Below are 21,924 nucleotides of genomic sequence, written 5' to 3' on the forward strand. Positions count from 1 at the left end.
TTAATGAAGAAGCAACTTCAATTAGAAAATCAGAGAAACAACCGACGTACTTTTTTAAAAACAGTCGGTCTTACATTGAGTGCGGCTGCGATTGAAACCGGCAATATTGTTGCAAAGGAGTCTGATAGTGAGGATCCAATTGTTAACAACGAGTGGACAACAGTTCGGTCAAATCCAAATCGGACTGGTGCCATTTCTGGTGACGGACCAAAACCATATGCAACAACAGATCGGAAATTGGATTTGGATGGTAGCATGCTACATAAGGAGCCAATTGTAACTAATGACGCAATATACCTCTCAATTACAACAAATGGTAATTCTGAAGAGAGTGCGGGTTATATCGCTGGTTACGATCGTGAGACAGGTGATCTAAAATGGAAGCAGTCTGATCTTCCATCACCAAAAACTCCGTCCGTTGACGATGACTTGCTGTATGTCGCTACCAACGTACCAGAAAGCCCAGAAGCGAATAACGGGGGGCTTTATGCTCTCGATATTAATGACGGAAGCATAGAGTGGAGTCGTACTGATGATCTTCGTTGGATTTCCCCACTTGTTGTAGAGGATCAAGTCTTTACAGCAAATGAAGACGGTGCAGTAGCACTTAATAAACAAACTGGTGAGACGATCTGGAGAACACCAGGTATCGGTACGCTAACTGACGGCAGTGATGGTGCACTAAGTTATGGGGATGGGGTTCTCTTCTTTAGTGATGGGAAAGCCTTGAACTCGTCGGATGGGTCAGTAAGATGGGATATTGGTGATAAAGCCGCTACATATGCCAATCATATTGTCTCAAACAAGCGAGTCTACTACCTCAAAATAGGGTACATCGACGGTAGCGATGATACAGTGACACTTGAATCTCGATTAGTAGCAGATGGATCAATTGATTGGACACGTGGTCTCGAAAATACAGCAACAGTAGATAAACGCTTTGCAGTCACAGATAACTCTCTTATTCTCTTTGATTCAAGTGAAGAGGACACTGTGATAGCACTCAATCCTGAAAACGGATCAACGCAATGGACACAAGAGTTAGCTGGTGAATTTTTCAGTAGACCAACTGCTGCTAACGATACCGTTTATATAGGTGGTCGGTACATGCTACCATCCAAACCTGGTGTAGGTAAAGCACTTATCTACGCGATTGATGTGGCCACAGGAGATCTCAAATGGGTTCATTTACTTGACACCGGGTCGCTTGAAACCTCTCCAGAGGAGCCACCTGCTGCGGGAACCCCTGTCGTCGCTGGCGGAAAAATATACACAACTACGTATCCTGCTGGTTCAATGCTTGACTATGAATATCTACTCTACTCCAACTTTTTTGTATTGGGTAATTTAGAAAGTAAATCTGGTAATAGTAAGGAAACCCTTCCTTGACCCGATAAATTTCAGCGAATAAGTTTTTATCACAAAATTTATATTCCATAATATAAATTATATTTATATGAGTAAAAATACTCGACGAAGCTTCATCAAAGGTGTTGGTATTCTTGGTACAGCAGCTGGGATTAGATCGGGATTTGGTCTTTCGATAGCAGAGGCTAGAGAATCAAGTGACCCATGGACAACCTTTCGGGGAAACGTAGGTCGCACCGGTACAACCTCTGACAGTGGTCCTGAGACAAATATTACAACGGAATGGTCATTCGATTTAAATGGAGGAATGAGTTCAGTCGAACCAATTGTCGGTAATGAACTCTTGTATTTAGCTGTAACAACACAACAAACACCATCATCTGGTAGCGGCTATGTAGCTGCTTATAATCCAAAAACACAAAAGGAAGTCTGGAAATTTGATGGAATCTCTCCACCAAGAACACCAACATATGAGAATGGTGTATTATATTTTGACACCAATGGATCAAAGTCATCTAATTCATCAGGTTTTTTCGCTCTTGATACCTCAACTGGAAAAGAAAGGTGGAATAAGGAGGAATCATTTGGTATTACAAATCCCTTAATCGTAAATAGTCGCCTGTTCGCTAGCGGTTCAAGTCATGCTAGCGAACATGATTGGGACACTGGTGATGCAATATGGCAAACTGATGTAGCCAGTGGACCAGCATGTTTTGCAGATAATACTCTTTTCTACGAAAATGGCGTCGCATTGAATGCTGACAATGGGTCTGTGTTATGGAATGTATCCAGTGAGAAAGAGAAGCTACAAACTGTATCAGAGGAAAGGGTTTACGCTGTAAAGAATAATGGTAGCTCTGAAGTAATTATAAAAGCTCGATCCATTAATGATGGGGCAGTCCAATGGTCATATACAGTTGAAACAGAAGTCACTTGGTCGAATCCTCGACTCACAATCACAGGTGAACACGTCCTATTCCATACTGGGAATACCATCAGGGCACTCAATGTAAGCAATGGAGAGGAAGTCTGGTCATATGATGCAAATGCAACGATCTCGGGAGCCCTGTCTGTAGGCGATGGGACTCTCTATGCTGGCGGCCGAAGTGATATAGACACTGAAACAGGGAACGCGGTCGTTTTAGCGTTAGATGCCGAATCTGGCACACGTCAATGGCGTCATGATTTTGGCAGCTGGAATTTTGACGAATATGGCCCTGCAGCTAATTCTCCGGTTGTTGCTAATGGGAAAATATACACGGTAACATATCCAATGAACTCAACTACGGATTGGATGTACACCGAGTACGGAAACTTCCATGTTCTGGGGGAAGATATGGACTCTACCACTACGCAAACCACAACAAGCTCAACGAATTCAGGAACAACCTCTACGAAAACGGATACGAGTTCCACTACTCAATCAACCATTACCAATACCACCAAATCTGGTTCGTCTACAATACAGACAACAGAAGCTAACAGGAGGACAACATCTAGTAGCTTAACCAGTACAAATACAACCAAAACGACATCCTCTGATGGTCAGCCGGGGTTGGGTGTGCTCACAGCTATCGGCGGTCTATCTGGTCTTGTGGCACATCTTCGATCTTCATTAGAATGACTATCTCCTCACCACTTATCGAGTTAAAATTTGAATAAAGCTTGATTTCAAATCTGGTAGAAAGCAGTTGTAAACCAATCAGTGATATTTTGATATTAAAATATATAGTGTGTCTACGACACATATGATGAATAGGACGAACGTCATTGTTGAAAAATTTATTTGGTCGAAACAAATCGGTTGCACTCAACTCACCTCTGTCTCGGTGGATCGGTGCAAAGAAACCGCAAGCGCGATGAGCCCGCATATTGTTTGCCCTGAATGCGGTGGCAAACTAGAAAGAATGGCACTGTCTAGTTAGGCCAGTTTGAGAAGGTGAGGAGTTCCTGTCATATGTGTCCATGACGCTCGAAGAACTCCTCAGCAATGGCTTAAACGCGGATTTAGAAGAAACTTAGGAGAATGAGCGGACGGCGACGCCCGTCAGGGCGTTTGCCGTCTGGCTTCACACGATCGGTTATTCACTCAGAGAAACAAAAGCGATTCTCGCGCTCCTCGGCGTGAAACGGCCTCACCAAGTGATTTTTCAATGGGTCCGTCGGGTATCTGACAGCTTCTTCGACCCGCCGTCGGTGATGCCAACGCGGGTCGCGGTGGACGAAACCGCTGTCAAGATTAACGGCGAGTGGTCTTGGGTGTACATTGCAATAGACACCGAAACAAAACTGCTGCTCGGTCTCGAAGTGTTTGATCAGCATGGCACTGATTCGGCGGCTGCGTTTCTGTCTAGATTAGCTGAAAAACACGATTTCTCGGACGCCGAGTCTCTCATTGATGGTTACAGCTATCGAACTGCCCTCTTTCGAATTGGGTTGAGCGGTGGGCTCGACTACACAGAGCGAAACCTGATCGAAAACACGCTCAAACAGCGGATCGACCGCTTCTATACGCCGTGGGTGGGCAGTCGGCCGAGCGTTCAGCGATGGATTGAACAGTTTGTACATTACTATATCCATCAGAGACTGCATCAACCGCTTGAAAGCCGAACGCCTGTCGAGGAGGAGCTTAACTAGACAATGCCGGTGAAGAAATGCACGCCCTAAGCGAAGATTAATGAGATTCGTTATCCGAACGATGCCAAACTAGATTCGGTATACTGTCCTAGATCCTGCTCAATACGCTTCTCACGCCACCCAAGCGGTGATAATACACTCGCCGCAGCACGAACCAACAACTCTCGATAAAACCCGACATCATACTCGTCTGATTCCTCACTCTCCAACAGCACCCATTCACGCGATTTTTTCGAATCATCCACCACCACATACGACACACTTTGACCAGGCGCATGCGCTAACCCCAAATCAGACGCTCGCTCCAGTGCCGCCACACTCCGCGTCGATTGCGAATAGTCCTCCTTCTTCTTTGAAACTCGTGCTTCCTGGATCTGAATCCCGGTCAGAATGATTCCAATCGACGACCAGGCCAATTCCTGCAGTGGTTTGCCCGACTGCTCGACGAGATACAAACAGCCATCGAGATTCGTCTGATTCCACATAAACGTATTCGAGCCATCGATGATCACTCGACCAGGGAGATTGTACCGTGCCGGTGAGTGCCCGACTTGTCCATAGCTTTCGTAGGTTGATTCGCCCGCCAACTGCTGCCACCCCGGACGTCGCCCAAGCTGAAACTCCACACCAAGTCGGTCAGCCTGCTGGAACAGAACTGGAATGAGATCGCTCGTATTTAAGAACAGAACGTCGGGGTCAACACGCTCAACACGAGCCGACAGTGTGGTTAGCACGTCATCCCCACTCCCAGTCACCGTCTCATTGTCAATCGTGAGTTCTGTAACCCGCTCACTCACGAGTTCCGTCTCCGAGACGGCAATCTGCATCTGCGAGAGTTCGTGGGTCGGCAGTGGGTCAATTTCCTCTTCGAGACAGTAGCGGAACTCTCGCAAGAAATCGACGTTGTAACAGCGATATGCACCAGGTGAACCCCATTTACTCACCATTCGTGCCACCGAATTCACCGCCTTGAGGTCGACCACATCTACTCGGAGTACTTGCTCGAGGTCGTGGCGAAAACTCACGCGTTCATCAACCACAGCAACTTGCGCAACGGCAGGATGATCACGAAGTGCAGCACGTGCCGTCGAAAAGTCGCCATCACCATGCACAGACACGTAGATTGTCGGCGTATACGATTCATCGATCTCGCAACTCACCCCCGTCTCGATCACCGACCAGGTGTGCACGTCGCCGTTGACGTAGTCGATTTTGTACACCATCGCCTCATCCCCGATTGTTCAAATCGTCCTCTACATGATCGAGTCGATCCGCCAAGTCGTCGAGTTGTCGCTGCTGTTCGATCAGAATCGAGATTAGGACCGGCGTCTCGACGAACAGGGGTTTGTAAACCGTGCTGGGATCAGTATGTAGCTGGGCATACTCGAAGAGTCGATCAAAGACTGCTTGATCAGTCGGTCGAAGCGCTCGTCGATACGCGTCCCATCCTTCTTCAATATGGCTGGTTTGACTCATTGCGGGTAAACACGACTACCAAGATCCCCTTAGGCAAGCCAGAGTCGCTTCCGAATATTCCAATACAGAACGAATCAACATCGACCAGTCCGAGTGACTACCGTGCTGGGCAGCGCAGCAAAGGGTGGAACACTCGCTCTCCATTGGTGGTGGAGACGGGGTCATATCACCCATAGAAACCCAACCGGAAACTCACGCTGTCTCTGACCATTCGGCCACGCAGGGTCCTACATTTTGTGCACCAAATCTCGATGAGGACGCGCTGATGTCGAACGAATTGGCCGATACATTTGTGATGAGTTCCACAGCGATCCGACGGACTGCTGGAACCAAGGTGTCGATAGCTCAATTCTGCTTCGGCTGTCGCAGTTGGACGCGACTCTACCGTGGTCGATCAGGATCAGAACGTTCGGCAAGGGCGGTGGAATCCGACACCGCTCCATCCGTTTCCGATTTGGATTTCCGAAAGTCCGGTTCTCGACGGGCAAGGCATCGAACGGGACTGAGTTAGTATAATATACTAATCACAGACACAAGATATCGGCTGTGAATCGTGTTAAGCGTGCTTGTTAATTGACAGTGTGACCTGACCGCAGGCATTTTTTCGCCCCCGGAGGGGTGCGGGGCACAGCAGATGTGCCTCGTGGAGTGAGTATGTCCAGTAAAAACGTCCTCTCAGAATTGACGTTCACGAACCGAGTTGCAAAGCGCGCCCAATACGAAGCCCTCGAATTTTCACTCACAACGAGGGGTGTGTTCGTTCGCAATACGAGCCATGCGAATCCAGCCGATCATGAATATCTCGTCACTGTTCACAATGGAATACCGATTGCCTGTGAGTGTCCTGCGGACGACCGCTATGATGGGGCATGCAAACATCGGGTTGGCGTTGCGATTCGAACACCACTCCTGCAAGCGGCGACAGACCACTCCCTTGTTGCAGATGGTGGAACACAGATCGAGACGGAAGCTGAAACCCATGTAGAAGACAGTGACACGGATCAGCCAGCGGACTGTGACTGTGATGGGCTTGGTGGGTTTCCGTGTTGGCCCTGTGTGCGATCCGGGTGTCGCGATCTCCCGGAAGAGTAGTGTGAATTACGTATGAGTCTGCGCTTCTTGCAGGAGGATTGTGTCGGCACCGGCGGAGGGTACCGGCGAATCAAACGGTGCCACAACTTGTAGTCGCATGCGTTGGCAGAGGGTATTCGATCGTCGAATTGGAGCTGTCCTATACGCTAGTACTCCATTCAATTCCCACGTAAATATCTATGAAGAAAGTAAGACAGAAATAATTCAGTGTACGATAGATATATGACCGATAATCACCTTAGCTTAGAAAACACACGGTGGATAGTGATGGATTTGACCGACACCCCCGACGATGTTCGAGAACCGAACGAGGAACCCCCCGATTTTACCAATTGGGATGCACCCGAAGAGGTTCTAAAAGGTGGCCCAACGCGAGAACGACTTCTCGGAGTCATCTTGCAACTTCGTACCCCAACAAAAGTAGCTGAAATCGCAGCACAAGCTGACTGCGATACTGAAACCGCACGAGACTACCTGGAATGGTTCACTTCGATGGGGATGACACGCGAGATTCCGGGACGGCCTGTGAGGTATGAGCGGAACGAGTCGTATCTGCGGTGGCGCAGAATCGAACGGATTCGAGAACAGTATTCGGAGAGCGAAATCGTCGAGGAACTCAAAGAGACGATGGCGCAACTCGAAGAATATCGAGCGCGTTTCGACACCAGCAGTCCGGACGATGTCTCGCTCGTAGATGAGAGTGGAGAATCATCGGTCGAAGAGCTGTGGGAAGCGGTGAGTGAGTGGAAGACACTTGAGCAGCGTGCAGAGTTGTTAGATGCGGCGCGCCAGAACGGTCATCCGTCAAGTGGTGGGGCAACAGTCGATGCCTGAAGACCAGGCAGGTGATGACGATACCGTCGCGGAGAACGTCGGTGGGGTCGATACCGAGGTTCTTGAACAAATCGGACAGCGTCTTAGACACAGCCATCGATTCACAGAGATCGTGTTTCAGCCAGAGTATGCGCCGAGCTCGGTCGTGGCAGAGTATGATCTGGGATACTTTCCGGCAGCCATCGGTCGTGCGTATCTCCAGATTCGGTGGTACGAGACAAACGATTTCAACGTCCACTACTCCGAACAATACACGGACGGTGACCAGTGGGAGTGCCGGTGGGATCGACATCCGAACAGCCACAATACCCGCTCCCATTTCCACCCACCACCGAATGCAACGACACCGGGTACCGATGCAGACTATGCACGCGATTGGCGGGATGTACTTTCACGAATTCTGGAAGACTTAGACGACCGAATCAAAGCATTCTGGGCATGAAAATCTGCAATTGGTTTGGTGGCTTTCCGTGCTGGTCCTGTGCGATTTGATCAGTGTGAACTTCAGGAGGAGTAGTGCGAATCACGTATGAATCTACGCTTCTTGCAGGAGGATTTTTTTGGCGCCGGCGATGGGTGCCGGCGCACAGATGAAGTGTTGTGTGATAGAGTTGTGTCGAACCAATGCGTCGGCGAGGTGACCGATATGCACCAGGTAATTTACGCACTCGTGGAAGCATCGACAGAAGATACTGCACTTGCATGCGGAAAAGCGGCGTTCGACCGGCTCGTCGGCGCTGGTCCCGACAATACTGCCATCTTTGATTACTATGTTTTGTTCGATGACGAGAGATCGTCCGTCGCAGGGAAGGCTCGGTGGGGCGACCTTCCGGTCGTCGCACCAGTCGACTCAGACGACGGCGAAAAACTCTTAGAACGTGGCTGGGAGGCAACCAGGCAAGAGTTCGAACGGAATCTCGAACGAGTGAGAACTGCGGTCACCGAGTTCAGTGACGATGAACTCATGCATGATAAAGATCTCTCCCGACACGCCTGTTACAATCTTGGCGCGTATCGTGGACCGTCGCTTTATCTATACACCGAATTCGGCGACGCGATTCGAAATCGTGAACACCTCGATCATGTACTCAGTGCTGATGAGCAGGTGTGGATCATCCCGGCAGACGTCCACTATTAAGCAACCAGCAGCTACACCCCTCATTCAGAAATTAACCAACAGTGCGGTTCTATTATGAGCGACGTTGGTTAAGTCGAGCAACTGTCCTCCTTTACGAGTCAAGCGAAAAGAACGGTTTTTCACCCCCTAAAAGGGTGCGAGGGCAGACAAAGACACTCGCGGAGTACACATGACAGAGACCAACCCAGTACCAGAGACAGACGTCGAATCGAATCCAAATTGCCAGCGATCACCAGAGACGGAGTACGTTGAACGGACTGACGTCGGTGTTTCACTCACGGTGAAGCTCTCTCGTGGAACTGGCACGCGAGATCAGGACAAGATCACGGCCAAAGTAAAGGCAAGAACGTTGGACGAGGCGCGTGAAGACATGGAGACGCTTCGAGCGTACGTTCACGAGCTTGCCGATGACGTGCGGCAGATTCAACCGGACGAGCCCGAATAGCGTCCCCGAGAGCCGATTTTTCGAAGGAAAATCAGTTCGGCGTTGATGTCCGGCCAGACGGAGAACAATTGGCAGTCAGCGACCAGTCGAAACTGTTCGTGAAGACCGTCGCCTGTGCGAGAATTAACCAACATTCTGCCGATTCTCTAGCCTGTGTTGGTTAAGAGTCACAGACCTGGTTTTTTCGCCCCAGGAGAGCTGCGGGGCGCACTCGTCCTGCAGGTGACTCTCAGTGTCGATTCACGACCACTCAGCGACGACCAGCAATAGCACTACAAAAACGTACGCCGACGCACGGCAGGCAGAGTACGTGGCGTTTCTCCATCGCGTTCCGTTCGCCATCGACGCATTGCATCTCGGATATCTCCCGGGGTTTCGCGAGGACTGTACGTACCAACAATCGCAATTCATTGATCTCGAGTGTCCAGTAGGGATGCTCGACAACGATTTTCGAAATCCAGATCTTGACCGATACATCGACCGTGTCTTCGAGTATGAACCCGCGGTTGGCGTCATCGGTGACGCCTACGACACTACAGAGGCACGGACGTACGTTGACACGATTCGAGATTTCGAAGCGAGCGTTCCCAACACGGAGTTCGTTATCGTCCCGAAATGCCGAGCGGCAATCGAAGCCATTCCAGATGATATTGTCCTCGGCTACTCTCGCGGGTACGCCGACAAACTCGCTCACGAATTCTCCGATCCGGTCGACTGGCGGGGACGCCGTGTCCACATCCTTGGCGGAAGCCCACCCAAACAGTTGGCCGTCATCGACCAACTCACGCAACCGACGCTATCGGGCGACCCACCAGCTGACATCGTCGGAATGGATTGGAACGGGTTGCATCGAGGTGCGCAGTTCGGCGAGTTCTGGACGTCCGATGGCTGGGACGACAGTGGTCGCAACGCCAATCATGTGACGATCCGAAAGACCGTCCGCCACAGCCTCGGTCGTGTTCGTGATTTCTGGCAAGCACACGGCATTTGGCCTGAGTCGACGCCACAGACGGATGGATTCGCCCTCGAATATCAAGGCCCATCACCGGATGATCTCGAGAACCCAGCTTGTACCGAGTGTGGAACGAATGTCTGGACGACCGAGTGTGGACCGTTCGTTGCCGAATACGATACGGGAATGATTTGTGGGTACTGCAGCTACGACTGCTATTTCACGCATCGGCATCAAAACCAGTTGGAGGAGGTCGCGGGCGACCAGAGCGTGTATTTCCCACCCGGGTGACGCGATGAGTGGGGTGTCCTGTCTACCAGCCACTCACTTGAGGAGGCAGGCTGACGATCTGCTCGAGATGTTGTTGCTCCGCAGGTATCTCTACGATGTCGACGACGAATTGCGCATCATTGAGTAGGCCACCCCGGCAAACAGCGGCGCTGAACCGGCGGATGGCTTCTATAAACCCGACGCACGTCTGTGCTGAAGAAGCGATCGAAGCCCGATGTATCTCGTTCGGACACAGCAGTTTTTTTGGCCCCGAAAGGGTGCGGGGCAGTCCGAAGTGGAGTGCTCCAGTACGAACTCATGGCGACGAGTGACTTCTCAGCGGTGTCGTTCGACGAGTACGACACCCGACGTGACGAGATGCACAGCACGATCGAACACTGGATCGACGACCTCACTACATTGACTGACGAGGCGAGAACGAGTCAACAGTTCCAACAGTGGCTAGATGTCCAGTCGAAATTCCATGACTACTCCCATCGGAACACGCTCCTGATTACCCTGCAGTGTCCAAACGCGACAAAGGTCGCAGGGTACAGCACCTGGCGAACTGAGTTCGATCGTCACGTCCAGGAAGGCGAGAACGGAATCTGGATCTGGGCACCCATCATCACGAAACAGTGTCCCGAATGTGAGAACTCACCGAGCTACCACGAGCAGAGTGAGTGTGAATATGACAAATTGCCGCCTGAAGCGTGGTCGAAAGGACTCGTCGGATTCAAACCCACGGCTGTATTCGATGTGTCTCAGACGGAGGGAGAACCACTTCCCGAATTGGAGACCGAAGCAACCGGAAATGCTGAAAATCTCGTGTCTCCCTTCCAAGAGGCAGCCGATGAGCTCAGTGTGACGGTTCGTATCGTCGACGCTGACGACTGGGAACACGGAGAAGCAAAGGGTGTCTGCAAACAGCGAAGTCTGTACGATCTCCAGCCCATCGTCGAAGTGAAAGATCGGGTAAATCAGGCGGATCTCGCTGTAACGTTGATCCACGAATACGCGCACGCACTGCTGCACTTCGATGTTGACGATGAGTGTGAGCGATCGAAACGCGAAGTCGAAGCAGAAGCCGTCGCGTACATCGTCGGTCGGTACGTCAGATTGGACACGAGTGGCTCAGCGTTCTACCTCGCAGCATGGCAGGACGATGATGCGAACGTGATTCACAATCGACTTGGACGAATCCGGACGACGGCAGCGACAATTATCGAGGGATTCGAAACAAGTCGTAAGTAAGTGGAGGACCGTCGAATTCGAGCGCCGAATGCGGCTGTATCACCGAGTCAATGCTTGCTATTCAGGTTGATAATCCGTCAGCCGAATCTTTCCTTCGACTTCGTAGATGTGGCCTCACATGTAGAGTCGTTCGATGATATCTTCGGCCACGGGCTGGGCAAGCTCCTCCTGCTCCTTGAGAATCGCGTACGCGTGCTCATACGTGAGCTCCCCCTCACTCGGCAGTCCCTTCGCGAGTGCATCGAGCGATTCTTGCACAAGTGGTGTGAGTGGTGATTGCCGGTTCGAAATCATCGGTATACTCACAGACACTGACTACCGACGTAAATCCTTGGGACATAATGACACACAGTTGCCTCGTTGGTGGTCTGATGATGCAAGGAGAGCACACGGCATGGCAGGATGGGTAGGGGCACAGGAGCCACGCTGTGTGCTGGGTTACGACGATTGCAGTTATTCTTTCGAAGGCGATTGATAAAGAAGTCAGCCAGCCAGAGCGGAAGTGAAACAAAACGCTGGCTCGCGGGTTGAGTGTTCGCTCACAACAAGATGAGTCGATTCCACATGAGAATACGGACACGACGTACCGGGTGCTGATGGGTGGTATAGAAAACTAACCAAGAGAGATCGACCAAACACAGGAGAGACTCTAACGAGTAAATTGGAACTGGCAATTCACACTAGGAATCTACTACTTTCTCAATGTCGAACAGATCGGCCACCCATCTAAATCTCGAGATTCTACATTTGTTAAGGTGTCCGACTCCGATTGAGTAGCTGGAGAGACGCACCTCTATCGATTTGTTCATTGTAAAGGAATCCATGGACGGATACTATGAAATTAATGAGGTGAAAAACGACGAAATTGAGGATAGCACTCTCTAGACGTGATGGGCGAATATATCCTGACGGTAATCCAAAGACCACACTCACACCCCTATCGATTTGTCTGGCGGGAAAGAGCATAGGGGGGAAGTCAACCACAGGGAATCCACGAGGGGATAGCTTACCAGAACTCATCAGTGCAGTAGCAAGGAGACCCCGCTGTTTACGGCGGGGAGGATGTCACAGGAGAGAACCGTTTCCGCGTGTTCGAACTCACCGACCTCATTTACGAACACGGCGTGGACGTCGTCACCCCCGACCCAACGACAGTCGGCGGGCTGGCGGAGACAATGCGGGTCGCTGACCGTGCAGAGGAAAACTATATCCTGATGTTCCCGCACAACGTGTGTAGCCCCGTCGGGACGATGGCGTGCGTCCACCTAGGCGCCGCAGTCCCAAACTTCGATGTCTTGGAATACCACGCCCTGGAGGTGGAGTGGTGGAACGACCTCTTCGTCCGCGACGACCCCCTCATCCAGGATGGATACATCGAGGTCCCGGAAGCTCCCGGCCTTGGCATCGAACTCGACGAGAACGTCGTCGAAGACCATCTCCTCGACGGTACCACGGGATTCTAACCCCCAATATCACTTTTTCCAGAAAGCTTATCCCAGACGTGGAGAAGTCAGCAGATATGGGAAAAACAGTTGCATTGGCTATCAGAACGGTGCTGGCAGTTGTTGGCTTGCTCTTCGTGTTGGCGGTCCTGTTTGGGGGAGACATAGACGAAGACGCCGGCGTGTTATTAACTTCTGAACAGTAGGCTAGTCACTATGGGTATTTCCACGAGGGACAGGGGTACAACAGTAATGAATAAATTTCCCCACAGTGCGCAATTATCTCTAATTCCGATAATATTTTTATATCTATAATAGAATTAAAACTCTGTGACAGAGAATAGCAGCCATTCAAAGATAGAGGTGACGGAGCAGGAACTCACTCGGCGGGCGTTTACGCAATCAGTCGCAGGGGCGGCCGCGCTGGCCGCGGTCGGACCTGCAACCGCCAAAGAGGGGGATTCGAACACGAACGCGCCGAATGTACCAGCAATCGAGGAATCATTCACGCCGACCGAGTGGGACGTGGTCGGCCCGTTCCAGTATCAACGACGCGGCGTCGAGACTGGGTGGTTGTTTCCGAACGGGAGTGAATCAGCTTACGCTACAGGCGAACGAACACCCGACGACGGCCAACGGTTTCAGTCAGCGTTCGCGGGCGGTGCGACGGTAACGTGGGAGCGCGTTGGTCTCACCGAGGGTGAGTCTTCGGTCCCGCTCGATTTCGGTGAGCGTATCGACCCGACTGGAGGCGACTTGACGCCGTTGACCGGCGAACCAGGTGCCTTCGACGACTTTCAAGACTGGTTCGGCGTGGGTGGAGTACTCTACTCGGCTGGCTATGCTGTCGCCACTTTCGACGTTCCCGAAACGCGACGCGCCATGTTGGAGACAGACGCGTCGGTCGCGTGGCTCAACGGAACGCGCTACGAGGAACCACCCCAGGGCGTCGTGTTGGAGTCCGGGACGAACTACCTCCTGTTGAAGAATACCATCACCTTTGGCAGCGGATCCGTCTCGGTCAAGTTCCGGTCGCCGCGCACCCCGGTCGAAGTGAACGAACTCGCTTCGTTCCGCGGAACCCCACAGAACGTCATCCTGCCAGACCTCCGAGAAGGAAAGAGCACCGACCGTCCTGCCTCTGTTCGCGTGACGAACACGACCGGCGAAGAGCAATCACCGACGCTGCAGTTCGCACCCGATAGCGACCTGTTGGAAGCCCAGACCGTCGCCGTGGACCCCCCGCTCGCACCGTTCGAAACCCGACGAATCGAGACGCGAGTCGTGACGAAGGGGCGGATATCGGAACAGGGCGCGAGTCTCGCCTCCGTCGAGCAGGAGACGGTTCCCGGGTTGGCGATGACTAGCACCGAGACGGCAGACCTGGCGAGAAGCGACAGGGCACAGAAGACAGGCGGCGGCACGTTCACCGTTGAAGCCGCCTCGTCGGGGACGACGGCTCTCGTCTCGGTTGGCGAGGAGCGAGACGAGCGAGCGATTCCGCTTCGAATCCGGCGCACCAACGAGGCCCGCTGGCAGACGACATTCGTCTCTGAACACGACGAGAGCGTCCAGACGATGGGCATCAAGGAACCGACGAACCCCGATGCGGGCGGTCCGTTCGAACTTGTCGTCTCCCTACATGGTGCGAACGTCCCCGCGATCAACCAGGCCGGAGCGAATGTCCAGCGCGACGGCGCCTACATCGTCGCACCGAGTGCTCGCGGCCCAGTGAACTACGACCACGAGGACCTCGGCAGACTCGACGACTTAGAAGCGATGGCTGTGATGAAAGACCGCTTCGACATCGACGAGACGGGCATCTATCTCACAGGACACTCGATGGGTGGTCACGGCACGTGGCACGTTGGCCTGACGAATCCCGACCGGTTCGCCGGGCTCGCACCCTCTGCCGGGTGGACCGACCATGAGACGTACCTCACGGTTCCGTTCGACCACGACAAACTCCATACTTTCCCGCGACTCAAGACGGTCGCCGAGAGCAGTCTTCAGAAGAACCTCGCGCTGCCGAAGACCGAGAACGCCGTGGACGGCACCCTCCCGATATTCGCACTCCACGGCGGCGCGGACACATCTGTTCCGTCGCTCCACCCTCGAACTTATCTCCGGGCGCTGTCAAATCGCGGCCTCTCCGTGAAGGGCGAAGTCGGCGAGCGGTACTCGACGCCCGACTCCACCGAAGTAGACGTGGCGTATCTCGAAGTGCCCGGGCAATCCCATTGGTGGGACGCGGGCATCGGCGAGGGTAACGATTCGGTGAACCACCCCGACCTCCGAACCTTCCTGCGTTCAACCACTCGGGACCGCTATCCTGCTCACGTCCATCTGTTCACAACGAATCTTCGAATCGAACATCGAAAATACTGGGTCGCTGTCCTCGAACAAGAGACGGTTCACGCCCCGACGCGCGTAGACGCCGAGATATCGAGCGACGGACTCCGAATCGCCACTGAGAACGTTGCCATCCTCTCCATCGATCCGCAAGTGTTCAGGGAGGCTCCCGTCCGCGTTCGCGGGAAACCGACCGCGACGGTGAACGGTAAGACGGTGAAGCTGCCCGGAAGCGGGGGTCGAAAACGTATCATCGTGAACCTCGAGAATGGTCCGTCAGCCTCACGCGGTGGCCGTTGGAGACGGGGACCACGGAACGCTCTCCGGAAGAGCCCGGACCAGTACGGTCCGCTGAAGGAGATCCACCACGACCCCTACCGTCTCGTCTACGGGACACAGGGGAGTGACGTCGAAACCACCGTCAACCGTAATCTCGCGAACATTCGCTCACAGCGCCTTGTCGAACGCGCGCGGGCACCAGCCACCGTGATTCCGGATACTGCCGTCGATAGGTCGGTAATGGCCGAGTACAACCTCGTGCTGTTTGGCCGTCCGTCCTCGAACGCGGTCTACAAGCGACTCGAAGACGGGTTCCCTATCGACGTGCACGATGGCCACGCCAGCATCGCCGGCCACGACTACTCCGGTGATCTTGGTGTCGAATTCGTCTACCCGAACCCCGAACACCACGACAAGCTTGTGCAGGTCGAAACCGGCACGTCGATTGCGGGCGTCCAACTCACGCGCGTTCGCAACTGGATACCGACACAGAAGGCCACGCCGGACTACGCCGTCTTCGATGATTCGATTCGTTTCCAGTCGTGGAACGCCTGTCGGGCCGCCGGATTCTTTGACAAACGCTGGGAGGTCGCGCTGGAACTCGGCTACCTGCGTTCGACTAGTTCCGTCGGAGTCGGTCGGGGGGACGACGAACGAGACATCGGAGAGGAGGACGATAGCCCTTAGAGTGACATCCTCCCACGGCCACCACTGGGCGGTTCGTTGGGACGGTTATGGTTCGAACCTCAACGAGGTGCTGGCACTGCCACAGTACCGTTACACCTCTCTCGTTCGGACAGCGGACGAGACTTGGTGGCACATGGTTATTTTATGTTATTATATCTATCATATATGTTACTTATTTGATTATATGAAAACTTAGCCAACTGCTAGTTTTCGGACTGTCAGCATTCGATGGGGTGCCATCGGATTGACGGCCACAGGGACACGGGAAAAGTACCTAAGACAGTACCGTACAGTGAAAGTACCCGAAGACGGCGATTCATCCACGCCTTCAAGGGCGTAGTAGTCTCGCCTGCAATCCTATACGAGGTTGACCTTCCTGACAAGGAGGCACGGAAGCTGATTTTCCGCGTACGACTCCGTGAATTACCATCAAATCTCGATGACGAGGATTTTGAAACGCTTGCAGAACAAACAGCGGATCGCAGTGCAGCGGATATCGTTGGGATAGTTGATGATCCGGCGATGCGTGCTGCTGAACGCGATGCCGAAGCAATCACAAAAGACGATCTCCTTGAGTATCATTGACTACACAGGAATTTCCTATCTTTGTCTTGTTAAAATCCTCGTACGGTGATTGCTGCCGACCACACTGCGAACCTCATCCAAAAAGGGAGTCGTTGTTTGATTGAAGGCGTCAATAGCGGGGTCGAACGCCTCAAGCACGGAGCGTTCTGGTGCACACGAGCGTTGACTCATGTCAACGTCGGCAAAACGCGAACGACAAGAGTGTATCTATAGATGTTCGATTGAATTACGGGACGCTGTACGCGAATGGCGAATATTCGCCTACTGCTCTTAGCGGTTAGAACTGGAGTCCACGTGAAAGCCTCGGGGTCAAGCCCCAAGGTTTTGTATACGCCAGAGGGTCTCAACAGAACTGAACTACAACGATGTAACTATCTGGTGGTCGTTGTAGTTCGTTCCCCTCAATTCCTTTTCTGGTAATGCATGAGTCGAAGATTCCCCGCTCATCTCTCGATTTTTTCGAGTGGTGATCCGTTCCGCTCGGTCTGCCGATAACCCACGCAGAACGACCACTATATCCTCTCGTTTTGTGGCAACCACCACTGCATATGGTTCTGACTCTTGGTGCGTGTCCGTCTCATTAGACCGTTGTTGGTGCACTGTTGTCATGGGGGTGTTGTTATCTATTACCGTGGTAGCCTCCCACTACCAACTAGCCATTCCGTTCTGAGGGTTATAAAGATTATATAGTCTATTAAATATAATTGGGAAGGCATCAAGAACGCCGGTGACGACTAGGTGGGAACGGTTCTTTCCGCCATTCATTCCACCCGACCACCAGTCTATCTCGGAATGGGTTATGCTCCTACAGGTCGAACTATACATCGAGGCGAATTTTATCGCACTGGACGGTGACCGGTATATCGACAACCTCGGGATCTCGCAAAAAGTCATCTAAACGGACGACCGTTCGAAGTCCAGCAACCTGGAACGACGGTCGACAAGAATTGGACGAACCTTACGTTCGACTACCAGTACGACCAACCGCAGTTTATCGCCGGTATGCAGACATTCAACGGGTCGGACACGGTGAACCTTCGGTATCGGAAGCTCTCGGGCAGCGGCGTCGAGATAAAACTCGAAGAGGAACAAAGTGTGGATACCGGAACAGGGTACATGAACGAACGCATCGGGTACCCCGTTACCGAGGGCTCTCCGTAAGCTACCTCATATCGACTGTCGAAGGTTCTTTAGATGGGGTGAAGTGTTCTGAATTCTCGTTATTATGTGTCCTTCGTGGCATCACATTCGATGATGGTCAAAACTCCGCCAATTGCGACCCTCACTCGGGATACGCTCGATCGGGCGCAGGAAGCGCCTCGAGATTTGCGGCCGTCTCGAAAATAACGCCGTTCAGTTCCGCCGCGGTATCGAAGTACCAGTACTCGGTACCGTTGAAGTTGCCACTTTGGATGACACCCATCCCCGCATCCTCGAACTCATCGATAACCGCCTCCGTGTCATCGAAGGCGAAACACGCGATGTGATGGAGCCCCTCACCGTGTTCGGCAAGGTGTTCGGTGTAGAGGCTCTCACCCTCGAGGGGTTCGATGAGTTCGATCATCGTTCCGGCTAAATCTGTGATCGCTAACGCCATCGAGTAGTCGTGTTCCTCTCCACGAAATGTCGTCTCAGTCAATCGCGGCGGTTCGAAACGATATACCTCCCATGGCCCAACACCTAACAATCCGCCAAACCGATCCATCCCATCATCTAAATCTTCGACAACGAACCCAACTTGGGTTAGTTCCGGAATCCCGACATCCAGTTGTGGCATGTTATCTAATACCATGATATGTACTAGATGTACTACGACTTACCTCTTTTTCTGGATTTAAATATAGTCTCTTGCCCTCCGTCGTGTCTTGTCACTGACGGAATTTTCTCGTGGTATCTACTTCCGCGCAGGCGCTCGTCGCACCTCCGGGGACAGTGAGTACATTCACAACAGAGATGGCGTCCAGCACCGATTCTTCGGGGGTTGATGAGAAGCCCGTCGACTGCGCGAGAGATGTCAGTCCGCTGAGGGCAACGGCGAACGTCACAAGACGGCTCTGGAGATGGGAACGTTTGACGGACGCCGTCACGCCGCCATCTACGCAGCACTTGAGGACGAGTAAACGACCTCACATCGCCGATTCCGTTTGGAACTCCTTCCAGTCGTGTCGCTGTTCGAATGTGTGACCGACGCGGAGAACGGTATCGTCGTCGAATCGTTCACCAACGAACATCAGACCGACCGGAAGGCCATCGGACGTTCCACAGGGAACAGAGAGCGCCGGATGACCTGTAACGTCGAACGGTGCCGTATTCGAAAGCATGTTGAGCGCACGGTCGATGACTTCGAGGCGACTCAAGTCGTCGTCCTGTCGGTGGGCGGTTTGTGGGGTAGTCGGCATCGCCAGGACGTCAACGTCGGCGAGTGCGTCGTCATATTCGTCGGCTAACGCCCGGCTGAGGTTCTGCGCTTTCGCATAGTAGTGACTACGGTACTCGTCAGCGAGGTATTGACCGAGGACGAGCGTCAACTTGACCGTCGTGAGGTAGTCATCGGCCTGTACGCGACGTGCCTTGCCGAAGGCGTCCATGAACTGTGTATCATAGTGTCCGTCGCCGAAGTGGCCGATACCGTCGGCGTTGACGGTAGCCGTCGTCTCCTCGATGACGATGCCGTTCCAAATCGGCAAACCATCCCTGTGCATCGGAATCGAGACGTCTGTCACTTCGGCACCAGCGTCGGCGAAGTGATCCAACGCGTCGCGAACCATTTCGTCGACACCTGATTCGCTCTGTTCGTGGCCGAAGCCTTCCTCGACGACGCCAATTGTCAGGTCTTCGGGGTCGTTCGTGAGTGCATTCGTGTAGTCGTCAGTTGGGGCGTGGCCTTGACGCGGGTCCAGTGAGTCCGCGCCAGCGATAACATCGAGGACACGAGCACAGTCTCCGACAGTGGTGGCCATCGGGCCGATGTGGTCGAACGAGCGACCGAGGCCCGCGATGCCCGTGTAGGGAACGAGGCCGTGGGTCGGTTTGTGGCCGACACCGCCGCTCCAAGCCGCCGGGATACGGATCGACCCGCCCTGATCGCCGCCGATGGCCACGTCCACGTCGCCGTTGACGACCGCTGCTATCGACCCGCTCGAAGAGCCGCCAGCGATGTACTCCGGGTCACGTGGGTTCAAGACGGGGCCCGTCGCCGACAACTCACCGCTCCCCGAGAACGCCATATCCTCCATGTTCATCTTTCCGGTGATGGTGCCACCGGCGTCGAGGAGGCGCGTGACGATTGTAGCGTCCCTCGAAGGTACATAGCCCTCGAAGAGCTTCGAACCGCACGTCATCTCGACGCCAGCGACTGCGACGTTGTCCTTCACCCCGATTTCGTAATCGGCGAGTGGCCCGGAATCGGCACCGCGGACCTCGCATTTCGTCACAAACGCATTTAGCGGGTCTTCCTCGGCACTCGGTCGATATCCCGGTTCTCGGTCAGTGTACTTCCGACTCGGCCGCGGCTCGACGAGTTCGTCGAGGCGTTCGTAGCCTTCGAGCATCCCCGGAATTGCTGCGCGGAAGTCTTCGACTTCCTCGTCAGTGAGGTCGATATAGTGTTCGGCCGCTTTCTCGCGGATTTCCTCGGGCGTCGGTGGCTGAATGTTCGGTGGAACGTCTGACATACCCTCTATAAGGCGTTCTACGACCCCATTAATCACGTGGGTTGGTAACAATATCCTTGGTTTTCTGATGTACGTGAACGAGATGTCCGCGCGCCGCGTACCGTCTTCCAGTGAGTACTGCTCACTGGCGTCTCCTTTGCTTCGCTCACGACCGACCGGCCCGGGCGTGCGACCTGCGACCGTTCCGGGGTATCGTGAATCCGGTTCCGCGAACCCGTTCGGCATCTTGCGTCGACCGCAGAATGTCCTTGGCGGCTTCTAATGAGGAACCACTCCCCAAATAGTCTTACTGGAAAGTATGACTATTCAGTATTACCAGTCAGACTGTTCGATGTAACGCGATCGAATTCTTGACTGGACGGAGAAATCCCGTCTCTACCATCGGCCCTGTTTTCACTCGCCAGCACGTGGGAGAGACCATGCCAACCGATCTGTTGTTGCCACAGGTGACGACCCTCGACCAGACCGAACTCGGCGTTCGCGCCGAAGCACTCGGCTACGATGGGCTCTGGCTGGGCGAACTCTGGGGGACGAGCTCGGTCGTCCAGCTCACCGATATCGCCACCCACACCGAGACGGTCGACCTCGGGACGGCAATCCTCAACGTCTTCTCGCGGACTCCCGCCGTCTTGGCGATGACGGCAGCCACGCTCGACCAGGTCTCCGACGGTCGGTTTCGGCTGGGCGTCGGAACGTCGACGAAAAAGGCCATCGAGGACCTCCACGGCGTGGAGTGGGACGACCCCAACCCGATCCGACGCGCGCACGAGACTATCGAACTGACCAGGGCTTTCCTCGGTGACGAGGGCCGTGTGGAGTATGATGGCGACGTCTTTTCGGTTCGGGACTTCCCGTCGCTAGACGTCGACGTACCCATCTATCACGCCGCGCTCGGTCGCGCAAATCGGCGCGTCGTCGCACGGCTCTGCGACGGCTGGATTCCTCACAACGTGCCATTCCCCGACCTCGAGGAGGCCTTCGAGTACATCGCCGACCACGCGGCAGAAGCCGGTCGCGATGAGGACATCGATGTCGCGCCGTACGTCCCCGCTGCCGTCAGCGACGATGTCGAGGCGGCCAAGGACGCCATACGGGGGCACGTCGCCTACTACGTCGGTAACGGTCGAGGCTACGAGCGATCGGTTGCACGTCGATTCCCGGACGAGGCGGCCGCCGTCGCCGAGGCGTGGCGCGAGGGCGACCGCGAGACGGCCGTCGAGTACGTCACCGACGAGATGGTCGAGGCGCTCGGTGTCGCGGGAACGCCGGAACAAGCCCGTGAACAGTTTCAGCAGATCACCGACATCGACTGCATCACCCGACCGCTGGTGACCATCCCGAGCAACGCCGACGAAGGGATGACCGAGCGGACCATCGAAGCGTTGGCACCGTCGAACAACTGACGGCCGCGTTCGGACCCCGTGGAGATGGCTCTCATC

At 53.8% G+C, this 21,924-nt stretch carries 18 protein-coding genes and 2 pseudogenes; 16 read left to right on the forward strand and 4 right to left on the reverse strand.

Translation table 11 applies throughout. The features are described from left to right. Positions 1 to 3: 3 nt before the first annotated feature. The 3 genes and pseudogenes from V5735_RS20370 (at position 4) to V5735_RS20380 (ending at position 4,005) form a co-directional block, all read left to right on the forward strand. Positions 4 to 1,389 carry a PQQ-binding-like beta-propeller repeat protein gene (locus V5735_RS20370; protein ID WP_423746981.1) on the forward strand — a complete coding sequence of 462 codons (1,386 nt, stop codon included), beginning with the start codon at positions 4 to 6 and terminating at the stop codon, positions 1,387 to 1,389. 67 nt (positions 1,390 to 1,456) lie between these two features. Continuing rightward, a complete protein-coding gene (locus V5735_RS20375) occupies positions 1,457 to 2,992 on the forward strand; it encodes a PQQ-binding-like beta-propeller repeat protein (protein ID WP_423746982.1) in 1,536 nt (511 codons plus the stop codon). Positions 2,993 to 3,333: 341 nt separating this feature from the next. Next, positions 3,334 to 4,005: pseudogene (locus V5735_RS20380) on the forward strand (IS6 family transposase). 50 nt (positions 4,006 to 4,055) lie between these two features. Here the strand turns inward: V5735_RS20380 and V5735_RS20385 are convergent. Then, positions 4,056 to 5,228: a hypothetical protein gene (locus V5735_RS20385; protein WP_423746983.1), complete on the reverse strand. Its 1,173-nt coding sequence runs from the start codon at positions 5,226 to 5,228 to the stop codon at positions 4,056 to 4,058. Between the two features lie 907 nt (positions 5,229 to 6,135). On the opposite strand from V5735_RS20385, the gene V5735_RS20390 reads away from it, so the two are divergent. The 7 genes from V5735_RS20390 (at position 6,136) to V5735_RS20420 (ending at position 11,466) form a co-directional block, all read left to right on the forward strand. Then, positions 6,136 to 6,573, forward strand: a complete 438-nt coding sequence (locus V5735_RS20390) for an SWIM zinc finger family protein (RefSeq protein WP_423746984.1) — start codon at positions 6,136 to 6,138, stop codon at positions 6,571 to 6,573. A gap of 267 nt (positions 6,574 to 6,840) precedes the next feature. After that, entirely contained in the window at positions 6,841 to 7,407 is a 567-nt protein-coding gene (locus tag V5735_RS20395; protein ID WP_423746985.1) for a DUF7342 family protein, read from the forward strand. Continuing rightward, positions 7,400 to 7,849, forward strand: coding sequence for a hypothetical protein (locus V5735_RS20400; RefSeq protein ID WP_423746986.1), 450 nt, complete (start codon positions 7,400 to 7,402; stop codon positions 7,847 to 7,849). Before V5735_RS20395 ends, V5735_RS20400 begins: the two co-directional genes overlap by 8 nt. A 204-nt stretch (positions 7,850 to 8,053) precedes the next feature. Further along, on the forward strand, positions 8,054 to 8,545 hold the full coding sequence (locus tag V5735_RS20405; RefSeq protein ID WP_423746987.1) for a hypothetical protein: 492 nt from the start codon (positions 8,054 to 8,056) through the stop codon (positions 8,543 to 8,545). A gap of 169 nt (positions 8,546 to 8,714) precedes the next feature. Further along, positions 8,715 to 8,990: a DUF7389 domain-containing protein gene (locus tag V5735_RS20410; protein ID WP_423746988.1), complete on the forward strand. Its 276-nt coding sequence runs from the start codon at positions 8,715 to 8,717 to the stop codon at positions 8,988 to 8,990. Between the two features lie 238 nt (positions 8,991 to 9,228). Beyond that, positions 9,229 to 10,233 (forward strand): DUF6610 family protein, encoded by a 1,005-nt coding sequence (locus tag V5735_RS20415; RefSeq protein WP_423747221.1) that lies wholly within the window; start codon positions 9,229 to 9,231, stop codon positions 10,231 to 10,233. A 297-nt stretch (positions 10,234 to 10,530) separates the two neighbouring features. Beyond that, positions 10,531 to 11,466, forward strand: coding sequence for an ImmA/IrrE family metallo-endopeptidase (locus V5735_RS20420; RefSeq protein ID WP_423747222.1), 936 nt, complete (start codon positions 10,531 to 10,533; stop codon positions 11,464 to 11,466). Positions 11,467 to 11,580: 114 nt separating this feature from the next. On the opposite strand, the gene V5735_RS20425 is transcribed toward V5735_RS20420, so the two are convergent. Next, positions 11,581 to 11,760 (reverse strand): hypothetical protein, encoded by a 180-nt coding sequence (locus V5735_RS20425; protein WP_423746989.1) that lies wholly within the window; start codon positions 11,758 to 11,760, stop codon positions 11,581 to 11,583. Between the two features lie 773 nt (positions 11,761 to 12,533). Here V5735_RS20425 and V5735_RS20430 point away from each other — a divergent pair. The 5 genes and pseudogenes from V5735_RS20430 to V5735_RS20450 all read left to right on the forward strand — a co-directional run. Further along, positions 12,534 to 12,929, forward strand: a pseudogene (locus V5735_RS20430) (enolase C-terminal domain-like protein); the annotation flags it as partial. A gap of 56 nt (positions 12,930 to 12,985) precedes the next feature. Next, a complete protein-coding gene (locus V5735_RS20435; RefSeq protein ID WP_423746990.1) occupies positions 12,986 to 13,114 on the forward strand; it encodes a hypothetical protein in 129 nt (42 codons plus the stop codon). Positions 13,115 to 13,238: 124 nt separating this feature from the next. Beyond that, positions 13,239 to 16,226: a prolyl oligopeptidase family serine peptidase gene (locus V5735_RS20440; RefSeq protein ID WP_423746991.1), complete on the forward strand. Its 2,988-nt coding sequence runs from the start codon at positions 13,239 to 13,241 to the stop codon at positions 16,224 to 16,226. A 228-nt stretch (positions 16,227 to 16,454) separates the two neighbouring features. Next, positions 16,455 to 16,811: a hypothetical protein gene (locus V5735_RS20445; protein ID WP_423746992.1), complete on the forward strand. Its 357-nt coding sequence runs from the start codon at positions 16,455 to 16,457 to the stop codon at positions 16,809 to 16,811. Between the two features lie 1,002 nt (positions 16,812 to 17,813). Further along, on the forward strand, positions 17,814 to 17,972 hold the full coding sequence (locus V5735_RS20450; protein ID WP_423746993.1) for a hypothetical protein: 159 nt from the start codon (positions 17,814 to 17,816) through the stop codon (positions 17,970 to 17,972). A gap of 121 nt (positions 17,973 to 18,093) precedes the next feature. Here the strand turns inward: V5735_RS20450 and V5735_RS20455 are convergent, their stop codons facing one another. Both V5735_RS20455 and V5735_RS20460 read right to left on the reverse strand, forming a co-directional pair. After that, positions 18,094 to 18,603: a VOC family protein gene (locus V5735_RS20455; RefSeq protein WP_423746994.1), complete on the reverse strand. Its 510-nt coding sequence runs from the start codon at positions 18,601 to 18,603 to the stop codon at positions 18,094 to 18,096. A 334-nt stretch (positions 18,604 to 18,937) separates the two neighbouring features. After that, a complete protein-coding gene (locus tag V5735_RS20460) occupies positions 18,938 to 20,485 on the reverse strand; it encodes an amidase (RefSeq protein WP_423746995.1) in 1,548 nt (515 codons plus the stop codon). A 419-nt stretch (positions 20,486 to 20,904) separates the two neighbouring features. On the opposite strand from V5735_RS20460, the gene V5735_RS20465 reads away from it, so the two are divergent. Further along, on the forward strand, positions 20,905 to 21,888 hold the full coding sequence (locus tag V5735_RS20465; RefSeq protein ID WP_423746996.1) for an LLM class flavin-dependent oxidoreductase: 984 nt from the start codon (positions 20,905 to 20,907) through the stop codon (positions 21,886 to 21,888). Positions 21,889 to 21,924: the final 36 nt, after the last annotated feature.

It is taken from the genome of Haladaptatus sp. SPP-AMP-3, from assembly GCF_049568665.1.
Lineage (GTDB): Archaea > Halobacteriota > Halobacteria > Halobacteriales > Haladaptataceae > Haladaptatus > Haladaptatus paucihalophilus.

Excerpts from the sequence above, each read along its gene's own strand:
- V5735_RS20370 (WP_423746981.1), top strand. The coding sequence starts at position 4 with ATGAAGAAGCAACTTCAATTAGAAAATCAGAGAAACAACCGACGTACT.
- V5735_RS20375 (WP_423746982.1), top strand. The coding sequence starts at position 1,457 with ATGAGTAAAAATACTCGACGAAGCTTCATCAAAGGTGTTGGTATTCTT.
- V5735_RS20385 (WP_423746983.1), bottom strand. The coding sequence starts at position 5,228 with ATGGTGTACAAAATCGACTACGTCAACGGCGACGTGCACACCTGGTCG.
- V5735_RS20390 (WP_423746984.1), top strand. The coding sequence starts at position 6,136 with ATGTCCAGTAAAAACGTCCTCTCAGAATTGACGTTCACGAACCGAGTT.
- V5735_RS20395 (WP_423746985.1), top strand. The coding sequence starts at position 6,841 with ATGGATTTGACCGACACCCCCGACGATGTTCGAGAACCGAACGAGGAA.
- V5735_RS20400 (WP_423746986.1), top strand. The coding sequence starts at position 7,400 with ATGCCTGAAGACCAGGCAGGTGATGACGATACCGTCGCGGAGAACGTC.
- V5735_RS20405 (WP_423746987.1), top strand. The coding sequence starts at position 8,054 with ATGCACCAGGTAATTTACGCACTCGTGGAAGCATCGACAGAAGATACT.
- V5735_RS20410 (WP_423746988.1), top strand. The coding sequence starts at position 8,715 with ATGACAGAGACCAACCCAGTACCAGAGACAGACGTCGAATCGAATCCA.
- V5735_RS20420 (WP_423747222.1), top strand. The coding sequence starts at position 10,531 with ATGGCGACGAGTGACTTCTCAGCGGTGTCGTTCGACGAGTACGACACC.
- V5735_RS20425 (WP_423746989.1), bottom strand. The coding sequence starts at position 11,760 with ATGATTTCGAACCGGCAATCACCACTCACACCACTTGTGCAAGAATCG.
- V5735_RS20435 (WP_423746990.1), top strand. The coding sequence starts at position 12,986 with ATGGGAAAAACAGTTGCATTGGCTATCAGAACGGTGCTGGCAGTTGTT.
- V5735_RS20445 (WP_423746992.1), top strand. The coding sequence starts at position 16,455 with ATGGGGTGCCATCGGATTGACGGCCACAGGGACACGGGAAAAGTACCT.
- V5735_RS20450 (WP_423746993.1), top strand. The coding sequence starts at position 17,814 with ATGCAGACATTCAACGGGTCGGACACGGTGAACCTTCGGTATCGGAAG.
- V5735_RS20455 (WP_423746994.1), bottom strand. The coding sequence starts at position 18,603 with ATGGTATTAGATAACATGCCACAACTGGATGTCGGGATTCCGGAACTA.
- V5735_RS20460 (WP_423746995.1), bottom strand. The coding sequence starts at position 20,485 with ATGTCAGACGTTCCACCGAACATTCAGCCACCGACGCCCGAGGAAATC.
- V5735_RS20465 (WP_423746996.1), top strand. The coding sequence starts at position 20,905 with ATGCCAACCGATCTGTTGTTGCCACAGGTGACGACCCTCGACCAGACC.